Annotated in this window: 14 protein-coding genes; 2 read left to right on the top strand and 12 right to left on the bottom strand. The window is 44.6% G+C overall.

Features of this window, described 5'->3' with window-relative positions; all coding sequences use genetic code 11:
• Nucleotides 1-306: 306 nt before the first annotated feature.
• From adhE to FFM70_RS00970, 4 genes are all read right to left on the bottom strand, one after another.
• Nucleotides 307-2904 (bottom strand): bifunctional acetaldehyde-CoA/alcohol dehydrogenase, encoded by a 2598-nt coding sequence (adhE, locus tag FFM70_RS00955; protein WP_137614992.1) that lies wholly within the window; start codon nucleotides 2902-2904, stop codon nucleotides 307-309.
• Between the two features lie 317 nt (nucleotides 2905-3221).
• Nucleotides 3222-4592 (bottom strand): Nramp family divalent metal transporter, encoded by a 1371-nt coding sequence (locus FFM70_RS00960; RefSeq protein ID WP_137614993.1) that lies wholly within the window; start codon nucleotides 4590-4592, stop codon nucleotides 3222-3224.
• Nucleotides 4593-4653: 61 nt separating this feature from the next.
• On the bottom strand, nucleotides 4654-5115 hold the full coding sequence (locus FFM70_RS00965) for a universal stress protein (protein WP_137614994.1): 462 nt from the start codon (nucleotides 5113-5115) through the stop codon (nucleotides 4654-4656).
• A gap of 100 nt (nucleotides 5116-5215) precedes the next feature.
• A complete protein-coding gene (locus FFM70_RS00970; protein ID WP_137614995.1) occupies nucleotides 5216-5767 on the bottom strand; it encodes a PadR family transcriptional regulator in 552 nt (183 codons plus the stop codon).
• Between the two features lie 116 nt (nucleotides 5768-5883).
• Here FFM70_RS00970 and FFM70_RS00975 point away from each other — a divergent pair, with 116 nt between their 5' ends.
• A complete protein-coding gene (locus FFM70_RS00975; protein ID WP_137614996.1) occupies nucleotides 5884-6420 on the top strand; it encodes a phenolic acid decarboxylase in 537 nt (178 codons plus the stop codon).
• 65 nt (nucleotides 6421-6485) lie between these two features.
• On the opposite strand, the gene FFM70_RS00980 is transcribed toward FFM70_RS00975, so the two are convergent.
• From FFM70_RS00980 to FFM70_RS00985, 3 genes are all read right to left on the bottom strand, one after another.
• The gene (locus FFM70_RS00980) at nucleotides 6486-7298 is read right to left on the bottom strand and encodes a 2-keto-4-pentenoate hydratase (RefSeq protein ID WP_379855437.1); all 813 of its coding nucleotides are present in this window, start codon (nucleotides 7296-7298) and stop codon (nucleotides 6486-6488) included.
• A gap of 86 nt (nucleotides 7299-7384) precedes the next feature.
• A complete protein-coding gene (locus FFM70_RS14005) occupies nucleotides 7385-7513 on the bottom strand; it encodes a hypothetical protein (RefSeq protein ID WP_263390591.1) in 129 nt (42 codons plus the stop codon).
• Nucleotides 7514-7968: 455 nt separating this feature from the next.
• A complete protein-coding gene (locus FFM70_RS00985; protein WP_137614998.1) occupies nucleotides 7969-8424 on the bottom strand; it encodes a GNAT family N-acetyltransferase in 456 nt (151 codons plus the stop codon).
• A 184-nt stretch (nucleotides 8425-8608) separates the two neighbouring features.
• Here FFM70_RS00985 and FFM70_RS00990 point away from each other — a divergent pair, with 184 nt between their 5' ends.
• Nucleotides 8609-9475: a DegV family protein gene (locus FFM70_RS00990; RefSeq protein ID WP_137614999.1), complete on the top strand. Its 867-nt coding sequence runs from the start codon at nucleotides 8609-8611 to the stop codon at nucleotides 9473-9475.
• Between the two features lie 105 nt (nucleotides 9476-9580).
• On the opposite strand, the gene FFM70_RS00995 is transcribed toward FFM70_RS00990, so the two are convergent.
• The 5 genes from FFM70_RS00995 to mnmE form a co-directional block, all read right to left on the bottom strand.
• Entirely contained in the window at nucleotides 9581-9907 is a 327-nt protein-coding gene (locus FFM70_RS00995; RefSeq protein ID WP_137615000.1) for a helix-turn-helix domain-containing protein, read from the bottom strand.
• A gap of 20 nt (nucleotides 9908-9927) precedes the next feature.
• Nucleotides 9928-11244: a C1 family peptidase gene (locus FFM70_RS01000; RefSeq protein ID WP_137615001.1), complete on the bottom strand. Its 1317-nt coding sequence runs from the start codon at nucleotides 11242-11244 to the stop codon at nucleotides 9928-9930.
• Nucleotides 11245-11407: 163 nt separating this feature from the next.
• The gene (gene lepB / locus FFM70_RS01005; protein WP_137615002.1) at nucleotides 11408-11995 is read right to left on the bottom strand and encodes a signal peptidase I; all 588 of its coding nucleotides are present in this window, start codon (nucleotides 11993-11995) and stop codon (nucleotides 11408-11410) included.
• Nucleotides 11996-12820: 825 nt separating this feature from the next.
• Nucleotides 12821-14734, bottom strand: coding sequence for a tRNA uridine-5-carboxymethylaminomethyl(34) synthesis enzyme MnmG (gene mnmG, locus FFM70_RS01010; protein WP_137615003.1), 1914 nt, complete (start codon nucleotides 14732-14734; stop codon nucleotides 12821-12823).
• Nucleotides 14735-14758: 24 nt separating this feature from the next.
• Nucleotides 14759-16150, bottom strand: a complete 1392-nt coding sequence (gene mnmE, locus FFM70_RS01015; RefSeq protein ID WP_137615004.1) for a tRNA uridine-5-carboxymethylaminomethyl(34) synthesis GTPase MnmE — start codon at nucleotides 16148-16150, stop codon at nucleotides 14759-14761.
• Between the last annotated feature and the right edge of the window lie 153 nt (nucleotides 16151-16303).

Consider the following 16303-nt stretch of genomic DNA (forward strand, 5'->3'; position numbering starts at 1 on the left):
GGCAATAACAATCATTAGTGTAATCATTTACGCAATGTTTTGACAAAACTTTCTGAAAATCATTTATACTACCAATAGCAATTAATGATAGACAATTTATTATAAATTTGCCCTCTGTAATAATTATTTGATTCTAACTAACATCCAAACATTTCACTTGTATCATTGCCACAGCTACCATCGTTTTCTTATCAAATTGTTGTTAGAATCAGATGTTTCATAACAAAAACCGTCATCACTGACGTACAGTGATGACGGTTTTTCGTTTACTATTCAGTCAACAATCCATAAAATAATTGCTGCGAACTATTTTTCAGTACCTTGACCATCCCATTCACGTTCCATAATGGCTTTCAACTCACTGATCAGTGGTTCTCGTGGATTAGCAGTTGTACATTGATCTTCGTAGGCCAACTCGGCTAACTTGTCAACAGTCGCGTCAAAGTGATTCTTTTCAACTCGATTAGCTTTCAAAGACAGCGTCACGTCCATCGAATGTGCCAAATCAACATAAGCTTGAACCAAGCTTTCCTTCAACTCTTCGTTCGTCTTGCCTGCCAGTCCCAAGGCTCTAGCGATATTAGCATAATCTGACAGCGCTGTATTGTGGTTATACTTTGGCCACATCGCTAATTTAGTGGGGATTTCCGCATTATATCGAACAACTTGCGGATACGTGATTGCAATTGCTAAACCGTGAGGTAAATTGAACTCCCCGCCCAGCTTATGAGAAATGGAATGATTAATCCCTAAGAACGCATTTGCAAAGGCCATCCCTGCAAGAGTAGACGCATTATGCATCTTTTCGCGCGCCAACTTGTCTCCGTCGTAGGAAGCTTTCAAATATTTAAAGGCCAGTTGCAACGCTTGGATCGACCAACCACGCGTAAAATCTGACGCCATCGTTGAAACGTAGGCTTCTGTAGCATGCGTAATGACGTCTAATCCTGTCCATGCTGTCGTCCGCTTAGGCACTGTTTCAACAAATTGAGGGTCTACAATCGCAATATCTGGTTGCATAGCGTAATCCGTAATTGGGTACTTCACATGGGTTTTTGAATCAGTAATAACCGCATATGGTGTCACTTCTGACCCAGTCCCAGAAGTTGTTGGAATCCCAACATAAGTCACCTTATTGGCAACTGGGACCCGATAAGTCCGCTTCCGAATATCCAAAAATTTTTGTTTAGCACCCAAGAAGGATGCCTCAGGGTGCTCGTAAAAGAGCCACATTCCTTTTGCCGCATCCATCGCTGAACCACCACCTAATGCAATGATTGTATCCGGTTGAAATGCCTTCATCCGAGCAACGCCCTTATAAACAGTCTCTGTTGATGGATTAGGTTCAACTTCTGAAAAAATATCAATATCAACTGGTTCTGGTCGCCGATTTAACACCGTCGTAACTCGATCGGCATAACCAAATTCGACCATCCCAGGATCACAAACGATGAAGACTTTCTCAATTCCAGCCATGTGTTCTAGATATTGAACAGAGTTACGCTCAAAGTAAACTTTTGGTGGCATCTTGACCCATTGCATGTTATTCCGACGTTTCGCAACTGTTTTGATATTAATCAGATCCATATCTGTGACATTATGAGAAATCGAGTTGCCACCATACGACCCTGTTCCCAGGGTTAACGATGGCGTCATATTATTGTAAATGTTACCTAAACCACCAACTGAGGATGGTGTATTAATTAAAATCCGACAAGCAGGCATTGCCAATCCGAATTTTTTTACAAGCTCGTCATCTGTGGTGTGTAACCCAGCAGTATGACCTAAACCACCATAGTGTAATAATTCATTACACCGCTTGAAAGCCGAGGTATGCGAATCCGCCTTATAAACAGTCAAGACGGGTGATAACTTTTCACCAGACAATGGGAATTTTACGCCAACACCATTAATTTCTGCAATTAAAACACGACAATTAACAGGAACGTCTTGCAAGCCAGCCATCTGTGCAATCTGATAAGCAGATTTTCCTGCAACAGGGCCACGAACAGTATGCCGGTTGGGATCAATCACTGCATCACTCAATGCTTGGACATCCTTTGACTTGACCCAGTAACAGCCCAATCGGATAAATTCGGCCTTCACTGCCGCATAGATTTCTTTATCGATGACCGCACTATTTTCTGATGCACAAATCATCCCATTATCAAATGTTTTTGATAACACAATGTCATTAACTGCTTGTTTAATATTTGCCGTCTTCTCGACATAAGTCGGGCCATTACCAGGGCCAACACCTAAAGCTGGCTTACCAGATGAATAGGCAGCAGTTACCATGCTAGGACCACCAGTAGCCAAAATGGTTGCCACATCAGAATGATGCATTAAGGCATTGGTAGCATCAATATTTGGCTTTTCAATATAAAGTACTGCATCCGCTGGCCCACCTGCAGCAGTAATTGCTGCTTGCATAATTCGAGCTGTTTCAGAACTTGCTCGCTGGGCTTGAGGATGAAAACCAAAGATAATCGTGTTCCGACCTTTTAACGAAATTAAGGTTTTGAAAACGACTGTTGACGTGGGATTTGTCACAGGAGTGACCCCTGCAACGATCCCAACTGGCTCCGCTATCTCCATCAGCTGGGTTTCATCATCATCTTTTAAAATTCCGACTGTTTTATCGTGACGAATACTATTCCAGATATACTCGCTAGCATAAATATTCTTGATAGCTTTATCTTCAACAACACCACGGCCAGTTTCTTCGACTGCTAATTTTGCTAATTTCATATGATTATCAAGTGCTGCAACAGCGACTTTTTCACATAAATCATCAATTTGCGCCTGTGTATATGTTTTTAATTCTGCCAATGCTTTTTTAGAACGTTGGACAAGTGAATCTACTTCAGTTTCAACTTTTGAATTTTGGTTGGTTTTAATCATATCGGGTTCCTCCACTGAAATCTTTGTGAATCATTTTACAATCGTTATTATAACTAACTCATTTAAAAATGCAACCGATACTTTTTATAAAATCTAAAATTCAATCATATCAAGGGTTACACATTCCCAACCCGGTGGGCTTTTGACCGTCCCAGAAACGGCAAAAATAAAGTTCATCGTTGAACAAAGTTCCTGGTTTAAGACCACTTTTTAAACTCGATTAGTCATCCATGTTTCCCAATCTCGTGTATGACATAATATCTCCCCTAAAAAAGCGAGCCCCAGTTCATCAAGAACTGAAGCTCGCTTTTCCAACCTTAAACTAAGGTCGTCCAAATCAATTGTAAATTCAAGATAATCAAAATAACTGCCACGACCCATGAGGTGTATTTAACCCATGGCCGATTGGCAAAGACACCCATCAACTTTTTATCACTGGTAAAAATAATCAGCGGAATCATTGCAAATGGCAACGCAACTGACAAGAAGACTTGCGATAAGGTCAATAGGCCTTCGATTTTTGCTTCATTACCATGATAGTAAACCGCAAAAATCAGCACTGGCGTAATAGACAATAACCGCGTCAACAACCGTTGTGCCCATAATGGCATCCGTAAATGAATAAAGCCTTCCATGATGATCTGACCAGCTAACGTCCCAGTAATCGTGGAGCTTTGCCCAGACGCTAACAACGCAATTGCAAACAGCATACTGAGCATCGGGCTAGCAATCGCCCCAACGATTTTCGAATTATTCAGTGCGTTGAATAAATCGGCGAAACGGCCCAGATCACTGTGCGTGCCGAAGAACAGCGCTGCCCCTAAGATCAGCAATAAACTGTTAACGACAAAGGCCAACGTTAATTGAATATTCGAGTCCGCAATCGTGAAACGAATCGTCTTACGAACGGAAGCTTCATCATGAATATCATATTTCCGAGTCTGTGAAATGGATGACCCTAAATACAAATCATGTGGCATCACCGTGGCCCCAACGATCCCTAAGGCCAAATACAACATTGGTTGATTGGTCAGAATCTCAGCTCGCGGCACGTACCCGCCTAAAACACCCAAGGCGTCCGGTTTAGATAAGAACACTTCATAAGCAAAAACGAACAAGATGACAGCCACTAAAGTCGCCACAATCGCTTCAATTTTATGGAAGCCTAATTTCATCAGGAATAAGAGAATCAACACATCAAATGCCGTAATGGTAATCCCGACAATCAATGGAAATCCGAATAAGAGCTCTAACGCAATCCCTGAACCAATAATTTCAGCAATATCAGTCGCCATAATGGCTAATTCTGTAATGACCCATAAACCCAAGCCGGCCCATTTTGTGGTCCGTTCTCGGGTAAGCTGCGCCAGATCTCGACCAGTCACGATCCCCAGTCGCGCAGACATGGCCTGCAACAACATCGCAATTAAACTAGAGAGCAAGACGACGCTCAGCAAGGTGTACTTAAAACTCGCACCCCCACCGATCGACGTGATCCAGTTCCCAGGATCCATATACCCAACCGCAATTAACGCGCCTGGCCCGGTATAAGCCAATAAGGTCCGGAAATAGCCTTTATCTTCCGGGACCTCAATCGTCCCATTGATTTCATCCAGACTCTTGCGTTGGGTGCCAGTTTCTTTAATGAATTTACTGGACTTCTTCTTTTCGCCCGTTTCTTTTTTCAAAACGGTACGCCCTCTTTCCGCGTATCACAACTCCTGAGGGGGTTGAGTTCAATTTTTTGTTTTAACGCACAACGATTACAGAGATTGGCGCTTTACGTGCTAAACGTGGGCCAATCGCACCCGCAATCTTCGAATGTGCAAATTCCGTATCGGCACCCGTGACGAGCAAGTCTGGTTTAAAATCTGGAATGACTTGTTCCAAAATCACGTCGTCCACATCGCCGCCTTCATAGACGAGCGGTTCAACGTCCTTAATGCCACTAGTTTCAGCTAACTTAACATAGTCTTGCACGACCTGCTCGACATGTCTTCGTTTCGCCTGAATCTTAGATGGCGTTAGTGAATCAAAAATATTGATATCTTCACTTTCCATCACGGAAACGATTCCCAACGGCACGTCATAATCCCGCGCAAGCGTAGTGGCATACCGAAAAGCCCGTTCAGAAGACGTATTATCATCCTCATCCACAGTCAAGAGAATCCGCCGATAGATCAACGGTTCATTCATTTTACTGCTATCCATTTTTAATCCTCCTCATTGGTTTGAATTGGTAATGACCATTATTATTATAACGCTTTAGTCTGGCTAACGTGACCGTTCCACAATTCTTTGCCGAACAGTGTTAAGCCTTGTGCGGCAAGGCCGCCAGCGTCTCTTGTAACCAGGTCACGTAATAATTTTCGCGGCCAAGGGCGTGCTGCAAAATTAAATAATGCCCAAAGTTTTCAGTTTGGGATTTTTTAGTTGGAAAAACTGTCGTCAAACGGGCTTGCAAATGTTGTAGTTTTTCTGAATGGAGCTGCAATTGTTCGCTTAACATCTCTGGCAAACGCGGATCACGACTCGTACGAATAAAGTAGAGTTTTAAAATAAACTCGTCCTTAGTCGCCGTCAACTCTGGCGTCCCAGCCGTGATCCAAGTTGTCAAAATAGCTTGGCCAGTCGTGGTAATATGGTAGAGCTTTTTTTCTAGCTTCTCACCACTAATTGTAATTTCATGGGTAATATACCCCTGTTCCTCTAACCGCTTTAATTGCGGATAAACCTGACTATGCTGCGCTTGCCAAAATTCTCCGATTTCGTGATCAAAAGCTTTCGTTAAATCGTAACCCGTCAACGGTTGTTGATTTAGCAAGCCTAAAATGACGAATTGTAGTTTATTTTTTTGCGCCATGAGATACTCCTCCTTGACGAATCATTAAGTTCAGTATACACTAACCTTGTTGTTTAAAACATGTAATGAATGACACGTTTTAATTTACTTAATTTGATTGAGAGAGGTTTACTAACATGACAAAAACATTTAAAACATTAGACGATTTTTTAGGCACCCATTTTATCTATACTTATGACAATGGTTGGGAATATGAATGGTACGCGAAGAATGATCACACCGTCGACTACCGGATTCACGGCGGCATGGTCGCTGGTCGTTGGGTTAAAGACCAAGAAGCCAATATTGTCCTATTAACTGAAGGTATTTATAAGGTTGCTTGGACAGAACCAACTGGGACTGACGTAGCGCTCGACTTCTTGCCAAATGAGGGTAAAGTCAATGGGACAATTTTCTTCCCTAAGTGGGTCCAAGACCATCCTGAAATCACCGTCACTTTCCAAAACGAACACATCCCTTTAATGGAAGCTTCACGCGAAAAGTATGCGACTTATCCTAAACTAGTGGTCCCTGAATTCGCCACCATCACTTACATGGGTGACGCTGGTCAAAACAACGACGACGTGATTAGCGAAGCGCCTTATAAAGGCTTGCCAGATGACATTCGTAATGGCAACTACTTTGACCAAGACTACCATCGCTTAAACAAATAATGTTTCACGTGAAACATTAAAACGGTCAGCACAAAATTTGTGCTGACCGTTTGCTGTTCGTACGATTAATCGTTAGTCACATCTAAATTGACTTGTCCGAGTTGTTGATCAAAACTAGCTTCCCAATGTCCTGCGGTTAAATGTGGTGGTAGCACAAATGTCCCTGATGAAACGCGTTGGCCAGCCGTTAAAGTCTTCCCTTGTTCCGCCAGTTTGCCCACCAACCAGTGTAACGACTTTAACGGATTTCCGAGTACTTCGCTAGCCGTCCCAGTTTTAAGCACTTCACCATCATGGGTTAACCGACAGTTAACGGTCGCAACTGCGTCAGCCGAAGCAAACCGTTGATCTGTATCTAATTCCTCGCCATAGACCACTAAGCCACCCACGGCAGCATCCGCCACAACTAAGTTTTTTGGTAAACTTGGAAACCAATCAGCAAAGCGTGAATCCGGCAACTCTAAGCCAGGGGCAACGGTCGTTTTGTGCCATAAATCAGTTAACGTATCGGTCGCTGCCAAATCTTCCTTAGCTTTAAAGACAAGCTCAGCTTCGACTAATGGCGCCATTAATTGGCCCAATCGAACCGTTGCTGGCGCGGCTAAGAAATGAGTCGTGACTTGTGCCCCATATAGCGGCGAGTGTGCCGCGAACATCTTCTGGGTTTCCGCACTAGTCAACGAGACTTTATACCCGCCGACTGGTTGCTGCTTTAACACCGTTAATTGATCCTGTACGCGATATGCGGCGTCTTCATCCGGCACGGCAGCGGTAAAATCCGCCATTGTTAAAGCGTGTTGCGTTTGAGCAGCATCAAATAGTTGTTGTGCAAATGCTGTTTCTGTTGTAGTGGTTGTCGTCATAAAATCAGACTCCATTTCTATGTGTGTTTTTTTCGTTCATCTATGTGTTGGAACGATTATGTGTTTAGCTTTTAAGCTAATTCAAAATACGACTATGTGATCTAAACCATGGCCAGTTTTGACGAACCCGTTATCAGGACGTTGCCATCCTCAAAACGTTGTGTCGTCAGTGGACTAATTACCTTTGACCAATGATGTTGGTAACTAGCCACCTGAATATCCGATTTCATCGTCCTCACCACCTTAAAATATGACAAAAAAACGACCTTCACCAACTTCAGCGAGTCAGTTAAAGGACGTTTAAAACGGGTTACCACCTTTGTTCGTGTTCATTTCACAATAAACACCTTAGCACGTACAGCAAAATTGCGATACGCCGGCACACTAATGGGTGCCATCCAGAACCGCCTCCAACTTAATTTCGGGGTTCAACTCAAAGGTGATCTTTATCAAGTCGTCATGACTGCCTTTCACCAAGCTGCAGCTCGCTAACTAGACTGACTTAATACCGTTCCTTCTCTTTGCTTTTAATCAGAATTTAATTTATGAATTGAGTTTAGCGCCACTTTCAGTTAATGTCAATCACTTTATTAAAAATAAATGTGTAAAGCACAAAAATCGTGCGTCCACTTGACTGACACGTCACGAGGGCTCACGATTTTAATTGTCTGTTCAGTTTTATGAATTATTGCAAATTTAAAGCCACGTACTGTTCGGTGTGTGTATCGCGCAACGTATAATTGGGGGGTAAGGCATCGCGGTCCGCCTTAACGACGTGAAACCCAACGCGTGCATAGAACTTAAGCGCCCCTTCATTAGCCATCACACATTTTAACGTGAGCGGTTCAGTCGCATACTGTCGCATTTCGGTCAGTAAACTCTCACCAACGCCCTGCCGTCGAAATTCAGGGGCAACGAAAAGCAAATGAATGAAATTAGCTAGCCGATAGAGCGAACAAAAACCGGCGCGTTGACCATCGATCCAAGCAACCTGAATAAATTCACCCCGAGTATCATGGTCAAAATCGGCCAATCTGGGTGTTGTGACCCATGGAAAATCTTGTTGCCGGTCAATCAAGTAAATCTCAGCTAACGCCACGCGATCAGCGGCCGTTGCCGTTTTAATTTCAATTGTTGCCATCGTTGAGCCCTCCCCCATCATTAAAGTTATTATGCTAGTTTTAGGGGCAGAATACAACTCCGACCAATAGCACCCGCATTTTCAGCCGCAAAGAATCGCGCATAACCGTTTTTGAAAACTAGCATTCACCACGACACAAGCGGTATAATACAGCATAATCTGTCACGATGAAAGCAGGGGAAAAATGCGAACAGCAATTGTTACCGATAGTGCAAGTTACTTATCGGCCGCCGAAATTAAAAAATATCATATTTTTGTCGTTCCGATTACCGTTATCTTTGGCCAACAAACTTATCTGGAGAATGTTGAAATAACGTCCAAAGAATTTTATGAACGGATGCGGACGGCGCCTGAACTACCAACGACCACACAGATTACGCTCGGCCAAATGCAACAAATGTACGATCAATTGGCCGCCGATGGCTACGATGCCGTCATCAGTATCCATCTTTCTTCTGGTATTACCAGCTTCATCACTAACCTTGAAAGCTATTTACCGAATGTCACGAACATTAAAGTTTATCCGTTTGATTCTATGATTACCGCAGCTGGTGAAGCCAATATGGCAATGCTAGCCGCCAAACTCATTGCAGCTGGCAAAACACCTGAGGAAGTCATCACACAACTTGAACATTTGCGTGACACGACCGAGGTTTACTTTGTCGTCGACAATCTGAGCCATTTGGTCCGGACCGGCCGCCTTTCAAACGCTTCCCGCTTAGTTGGTAACCTCTTGCGAATCAAGCCCGTCTTGACCTTTGAGGACGGTAAAATCGTCGCTATTGAAAAAGAACGGACGATGCGCCGCGCTTATGCCGCAATCAAAGCCAAATTAGCGGCGGCCATCGCAGCCACTGATTATCCGTTACGCATCACGATTGTGAACGGGAATAATCCGAAGTTGCAAGCCGCTTGGGTCGCCGATATCGCTGAGAGCTTTCCAGGCTTAACAATCGATCAAAGTGAAATCGGTCCTGTCGTCGGCGTCCATGTGGGCGAAGGCGTCATGGGCTTATTCTGGGCAAAAGACTGGGAAAAATGGCCTGAATAAAGAAATAAAGTAGGACCGGTCCAACGCTTTTTCGCGTTAGGCCGGTCCTTTTAGTTAAGCTTTCGCTTTCTTCTTCTTTTTACCTTTTTTCTTGCTAGTTGGGGCTTAAGTTTTCGCCACTAGCTTACGAGCTTTCTTCAATAACTTTTTATGACCTGCTGCATCCAATTGCTCCCAAATGGCCGCCAATTCTGGGTCAACACTGGCCGCGACCAATTCTGGCTCAGCCGTCACGTTTGCCCCTAATAGCCACTCTGGATCTACCTGTAACACTGATGCCAACGTCACTACTTTGTCGTGTTTGGCAACATACTTGCTACTCAACCATTGACTGATCGAAGACCGACCGATACCAGTGGCCTTTGCCAATTGGGCTGAAGTCAGTTGAGCCTGCTTCATCGCGGTTTCAAGTCGTTCAGCAAAAATACTCATGCAGTTTCCTCCCGTCAGTTTTAGTGCAATGGATCCCAAGCTGGCAACCGACGTGCCGGTTCCTTCAGCAGTGCTTGGAATTCAGGCGCTAAGAATTGTTTGTGCACGACAACTTCGTAGACATAGTCATCGAACCAGTCTTGGGTCATCACAAAGTAACCTTTGTCACCGTTCGCTTCACCCCAACTATTTTCGACCTTCCACTTCGTCGGCGTGTCGTCCACAATATCAACACCTGTTAACGTCATCGCGTGACTAACCTCGCCTTCGCCCGTTTGTAAGCGTTGGGCCTTGGTCAAATGACCATTGATGCCAAATAACTTAGCAGATTCATACAAATGGCCATCCAAATAACCAGCCTTACGATCCATTTGGCGTAGCACATCGTTACCGAACCAAATCGTTTCACCAGATTTGAGCTGTTGTACGGCGACATCCGTTAACACACCCATATCCACGTTCAAAAATTCAATCGGTTTCCCACCAATAACATTGTCTTCATCAGGCAAGCTGTACAGCTGATTCAACGGCTTATCTGGTGAATTGGTGACCACAACATAGTCGTCCAGATTCGTGTCAAAATAGTCTTGATAGAAACTCTGTGGTGTTAAGCCAGTTTCACGATGATACTTTTTATCATCATCACGGTATTCCAAATCAAAAGTAGTCGGTGGCTCGCCAAAGGAATACGCGGCAATACGATAAACTTCTTGCAACATACTCTTCTCAAGCGATTGTAATTCAGCTTCATTCGCACCATTCATGACCAACTGACGCAGCTTTAAGCCATCTTTGCGTAATTTACGACTCATGACCTCTTGGAAATCACTCGTGTTCGTCGTGTTATACGTTTCTGGCATCACACTAGCTGGTACGACACCATATTTTTGCACTAAACTGGCGGCCATTGCCCACTGACCACCATCTTCACCGGGATTATCAAATAAGAACTGAACTAGCCGATCACTAATTGGTTGGCGTGCGGTTTGTTCAACGTTGCGATAAAACATGTTAGCGCGTTCAATTTTATCCCAGAAAAATAAGTAGTTCTCTGACAATTCAAAATCCTTAACGTGATACTTAGTCGCAAATTTGTGACGTAAGGTATTTAATAATGAGAATTCCCAACAACGGCCACTATGCTTCTGATTGCTGACCTTACCAGTGGGTAGCTCGATTGAAAAAGTTCGATCTAAGCGGCTAGCGGCTTGATTGTCATAGCTCGTTGCTTTGATCCCATTCTTGGTAATCGCGCGTGTCAAAACCGGTGCAAGTTGATCTTCCGCCTGCTTCGCTCGTAACGCGGCTAACGCGGTTTTCGTTAATTCAGTTGCCATTTAATTACCTCCATCAATACTCATTTAAAAGCAATTTTATATTGTTTGTCACAATTCTAGCCTTGTTAGCACTGGAGTTCAATCGAAAGTCGTCCAATTTGTTTACTTTTCTAAACAAAAAGCACTTCTAATCAAGACTACTCTGATTAGAAGTGCTGAATTTTTAATAACTGATTGAATTGACATTATGCCGTTTAGTGGCATTGGTATCCCAAAATGGGACTTTGACGACCCCTAAGACTTTGCCGGCGGGCACAAAGCCCCAATAGCGACTGTCGTTTGAGACCGAACGATGATCTCCCAAAACAAAGTAACTATTCTTAGGAACTTTAGTCGTTTTGATCGTCCAACTATATTTATCCGTCAGTCCGCTCAAATCCCAATTACCAGTCCCCTGTGTCCGCTCAAACTGGCTGATGAACTTCTCGCTTAAGGCTTTGCCGTTGACGTATAGCTTACCATCACGGGAACTAACTGTATCACCGGGCATCCCAATGACCCGTTTCACATATTTCACACGCTTTGACCGCGCATCAGGATCCACATTATGCGCATTAAATACAATTACGCTTAAATGCCTGACCTTGGCCGTCTTCACGACTGCGACACGCTCGTTATTCTCCAAATTTGGTTCCATCGATGGGCCATCAACCCGGACCATCGTGAAAACAAAGTGGCGAATCAACATGGCAATCAGCAGCCCCACAACGATCGGTAGGACCCAACTCATGATGTTCTTGAAAGTTTTCATCAACCCGTTTCTCCCTTATCCCCACTCTAACTTCCAATAATTATAGCCCAATTACCGGTCTTTGTCCGTTAATGGCTGATGGTTTTTACAAATTCGTAATCTCACAGTCCAATCTTTTTGATAGTGGTTCTATTGCCGCCTACCGGGTGAGGGGATTTAGGGCTGGAACGTGGTGGACACGTTTTGAAGCCTGAGGAGCGGTCTTCAAAGCCGGTCTTTTTCTAAGTCGTCGGCAGCCCACCGCCAACTAAGCAAAATTTCACCACTGAGCCCTAAATCCCCTCACCCTCACGGCTAACCAACGTTTCTTCTAATTTTAAGTCGTCTTCACTTATTTGGCAGAGACGCACTAACCTAGCCGATTGGTTGGGTCAAAGGATGATCTACTATGGCATTTTACTTGGTGTAACGCTATTTTGGCAAACCCAGTAAAAAAACAAGCTTATAGACTGGTAGCTTTGACAAGGCTAGTCGTATCCGTGGTATTTCAACATTTTCCAGAAACTTCTCACAGCTAAATTACAATCACACAGCGTGTCAAAAAATGAACAATCCCCCTAACTTTATACTCGCATCGTAGTCGTTGGTTTTGGTTTAAGCTAACTTAGCCGTGAGGGTGTCGTCATTTAGGGCTCAGTGGTGAAATTTGACTTAGTTGGCGGTGATTTTCCGGCAGCTTAGTCAAAGACCGGCTTCGGAGACCGCCCTTTGGCTCCGAACTGTGTCCACCACGTTCCAGCCCTAAATGACGACACCCGGTAGGCGGCAATAGAACGCCAAAAAACGCCAGCCATCACATGGATGACTGGCGCTAAAATTGATTAACTAATCTTGAACCTTGGCGATTCGACCTTGCTGAATATAAACACTCAAAATCGCGATATCGGCAGGATTGACCCCACTGATCCGTGACGCTTGGGCGATCGTCGCTGGTTGAATCTTCTTGAGTTTTTGATGGGCTTCAGTTGCAAGACCATCAATGGCATCATAGTCAATCCGATCAGGAATCTTCTTAGCTTCCATCTTCTTCAAATGCGCAACCCGATCTTCGGCTTTCTTAATGTAGCCAGCGTATTTGATTTGGATTTCAACTTGTTCCACAATGTGGCGTTCCAATGGTTCGGCTGGTGCTGGAATGAATTTCATCAAGTCATCATACCGCACTTCTGGCCGCTTCAAGAAGTCTGAAGCCAAAACAGCATCCTTGAGTTCCCCAGAATTGTGGTCATGTAAGAACTGATTGACGTCATCGTTTGGCTTAATTCTAATCTTGCCTAAACGGTCAAGTTCATCAGAAATCGCTTGCCGTTTTGCTTCAAAGGCGGTGTAACGATCATCATCGATCAAACCAAGTTCATGCCCTTTATCCGTTAACCGTAAGTCAGCATTATCATGACGTAAAATCAACCGATATTCGGCCCGACTCGTTAGCAAACGGTAAGGTTCGTTGGTTCCCTTAGTGACCAAGTCATCAATCATGACACCGATATAAGCGTCACTTCGCTTCAAGGTAAATTGACCTCGATCTAAGGCCCGTAACCCCGCGTTGATACCAGCCATCAAACCTTGACCAGCTGCTTCTTCGTAGCCGGAAGTCCCATTGGTTTGACCAGCCGTGTAAAGATTCTTAACCAACTTGGTTTCCAAAGTCGCTTTCAATTGATATGGCGCAACCACGTCATATTCAATGGCGTAACCGGGCCGCATCATTTCAGCGTCTTCCAAACCTTTGATCGAGTGCAAGATCCGTTGTTGCACTTCTTCAGGCATTGACGTCGATAAACCTTGGACATACCATTCATCCGTATTCCGGCCTTCTGGTTCCAAGAAGAGTTGATGCCGTTTCTTATCAGCGAAACGCACGATCTTATCTTCAATTGAAGGACAGTAGCGTGGCCCGACCCCTTCGATCACGCCAGTAAACATTGGCGCCCGGTCAAGGTTTTCACGAATGATCTTATGAGTCGTTTCATTAGTATAGGTTAACCAGCAAGATAACTGATGCGTCAGATCCAGATAATCTTCATCCTTAGTTTCAAAACTAAAGTGATGGGGTTCTGGGTCACCGGGTTGTTCTTCCGTCACACCGTAATCGATCGTATTGCCATCAACCCGTGGTGGCGTCCCAGTCTTGAAGCGTTCGAGATCAAAGCCCAATTTTTCCAAATCGCCAGACAACTTCATGGCTGGTTGCGAGTTGTTAGGGCCGGAAGAATACATCAATTCACCGATGATAATCTTCCCACGCGCAGCGGTCCCAGTGGTCAAAACGACACTCTTAGCACTGTAACGCGCCCCGGTATTCGTGATGACCCCTTTACAGACGCCATCTTCCACGATCAAGCCGTCCACGATGCCTTGGCGTAACGTCAAATTAGGTTCGCGTTCAATCGTATGCTTCATTTCTGAATGATAGGCATGCTTATCAGCTTGGGCCCGTAACGCACGCACTGCGGGACCTTTACCCGTATTCAACATCCGCATCTGGACGTAAGTCTTATCGATGTTGCGGCCCATTTCGCCACCTAAGGCATCAATTTCACGCACCACGATCCCTTTGGCTGGCCCCCCAACTGAGGGGTTACAAGGCATAAAAGCGACCATATCCAAATTAATGGTCATGAGTAATGTCCGATTGCCCATCCGTGCGGCTGCTAAAGCGGCTTCGGAACCGGCATGGCCCGCGCCGACAACAATAACGTCATAGTCGCGGCCAGTATATTCCTTTACTTCTGTCATAATTCTTTCTTTCCTCCGTACCGCTTACTTACCCAAACAGAATTGGCTAAACAATTGGTCGATTAATTCATCTTCATAGCTATCCCCGGTAATTTGGCCGAGAAATTCCCAACAACGCGTCATATCGATTTGAACCAAGTCCACTGGCATTCCCGCCGCGATCCCCGTTTGGACATCTTGGAGGGCCTGTTTGGCTTGATTTAACAACCCAATATGCCGGGCGTTAGTAACCATGACACTGTTCTGACTGCTTTCGATACCTTCACTAAAGAACAACTTCGCGATCCGTTGTTCAAGTTGCTCAACACCGGCGCGTTGCAAGACTGACATGCTCAACACATCCGCGTCATCAACAAATTTTGCCAATTCAGCGCGGTCCAATTTGGCCGGCAAATCAGTTTTATTCAAAATGACAATGCGCTTGGACGACTTCGTATCCGCTAATAACGCTTCATCTTCGGCCGTCAACGGTTGGCTGTTGTCCAAAACTAGTAGGACTAAATCAGCCGCACCAATGGCTTTCCGGCTACGTTCAACCCCGATTTTTTCAACTTTATCTTCCGTATCACGAATCCCAGCAGTATCGACTAACTTCAACGGCACCCCGCGGACGTTCACGTATTCTTCGATCACGTCCCGCGTTGTCCCGGCAACGTCGGTCACAATGGCTTTATCTTCATGTAAGAGATGGTTCAGTAAACTTGATTTACCGACGTTTGGCCGCCCGATAATGGCGGTCGCGAGGCCTTCACGCAAGACTTTCCCTTGTTTAGCCGTCGCCAATAGCTGATCGATACTTTGGCTTACTTCAGCCGCTTTTTCTTTCAGCATCTTCGTCGTCATCGCTTCGACCGCATCATATTCCGGATAATCGATGTTCACTTCGACTTGTGCCAAGACATCTAAGATATCTTGCCGCAAATGCCGAATTAACGTGGATAGATCACCGTCTAATTGGTTCAAGGCCACTTTCATAGATTTATCCGTTTTCGCGCGAATCAAGTCCATGACCGCTTCCGCTTGCGATAAGTCTAAACGACCGTTCAAGAAGGCTCGTTTGGTAAATTCACCAGGTTCGGCCATCCGTGCGCCATGGCTCAAAATCAATTGTAAGATTTCGTTCGTGGCGACAAGGCCACCATGACAATTGATTTCAATAACGTCTTCACGCGTATACGTCTTAGGCGCCCGCATCACAGAAGCCATCACTTCATCAACTTCTTGTTGCGATTCAGGATCCACAATGTGTCCATAATTAATCGTATGGGATTGAACTTTGCGCAAGTTCTTCCCCTTAAAAATCTTTGCTACTACATCAAAAGTTTTATCACCGCTAATGCGAATGATAGAAATCCCACCTTCACCAGGTGGCGTCGAGATCGCCGCAATCGTGTCAAATTCCGTGGTCGCTGGCATAACCGATCAAGTCCTTTCTTAACGTCGTTTCAGCGTTTTACCGCCTAATACCATACCAAATTTTGCTTACAATTAGTTAACAATATGTCCCAAAATGCAGAAAAAAAGTGCCTAGTCCACGCCACCTTAAAGCGTGGATAAAGCACTTTGACT

The organism is Lactiplantibacillus nangangensis (genome assembly GCF_005405065.1).
Classification (GTDB): domain Bacteria; phylum Bacillota; class Bacilli; order Lactobacillales; family Lactobacillaceae; genus Lactiplantibacillus; species Lactiplantibacillus nangangensis.

What these genes read in the sequence shown, in the direction of transcription:
- FFM70_RS00980 (WP_379855437.1), bottom strand. Translation starts at nt 7,298, where the DNA reads ATGGAGTCTGATTTTATGACGACAACCACTACAACAGAAACAGCATTT.
- FFM70_RS00985 (WP_137614998.1), bottom strand. Translation starts at nt 8,424, where the DNA reads ATGGCAACAATTGAAATTAAAACGGCAACGGCCGCTGATCGCGTGGCG.
- mnmG (WP_137615003.1), bottom strand. Translation starts at nt 14,734, where the DNA reads ATGACAGAAGTAAAGGAATATACTGGCCGCGACTATGACGTTATTGTT.
- FFM70_RS00975 (WP_137614996.1), top strand. Translation starts at nt 5,884, where the DNA reads ATGACAAAAACATTTAAAACATTAGACGATTTTTTAGGCACCCATTTT.
- FFM70_RS00995 (WP_137615000.1), bottom strand. Translation starts at nt 9,907, where the DNA reads ATGAGTATTTTTGCTGAACGACTTGAAACCGCGATGAAGCAGGCTCAA.
- FFM70_RS00970 (WP_137614995.1), bottom strand. Translation starts at nt 5,767, where the DNA reads ATGGCGCAAAAAAATAAACTACAATTCGTCATTTTAGGCTTGCTAAAT.
- FFM70_RS00965 (WP_137614994.1), bottom strand. Translation starts at nt 5,115, where the DNA reads ATGGATAGCAGTAAAATGAATGAACCGTTGATCTATCGGCGGATTCTC.
- FFM70_RS14005 (WP_263390591.1), bottom strand. Translation starts at nt 7,513, where the DNA reads ATGAAATCGGATATTCAGGTGGCTAGTTACCAACATCATTGGTCAAAG.
- adhE (WP_137614992.1), bottom strand. Translation starts at nt 2,904, where the DNA reads ATGATTAAAACCAACCAAAATTCAAAAGTTGAAACTGAAGTAGATTCA.
- mnmE (WP_137615004.1), bottom strand. Translation starts at nt 16,150, where the DNA reads ATGCCAGCGACCACGGAATTTGACACGATTGCGGCGATCTCGACGCCA.
- lepB (WP_137615002.1), bottom strand. Translation starts at nt 11,995, where the DNA reads ATGAAAACTTTCAAGAACATCATGAGTTGGGTCCTACCGATCGTTGTG.
- FFM70_RS01000 (WP_137615001.1), bottom strand. Translation starts at nt 11,244, where the DNA reads ATGGCAACTGAATTAACGAAAACCGCGTTAGCCGCGTTACGAGCGAAG.
- FFM70_RS00990 (WP_137614999.1), top strand. Translation starts at nt 8,609, where the DNA reads ATGCGAACAGCAATTGTTACCGATAGTGCAAGTTACTTATCGGCCGCC.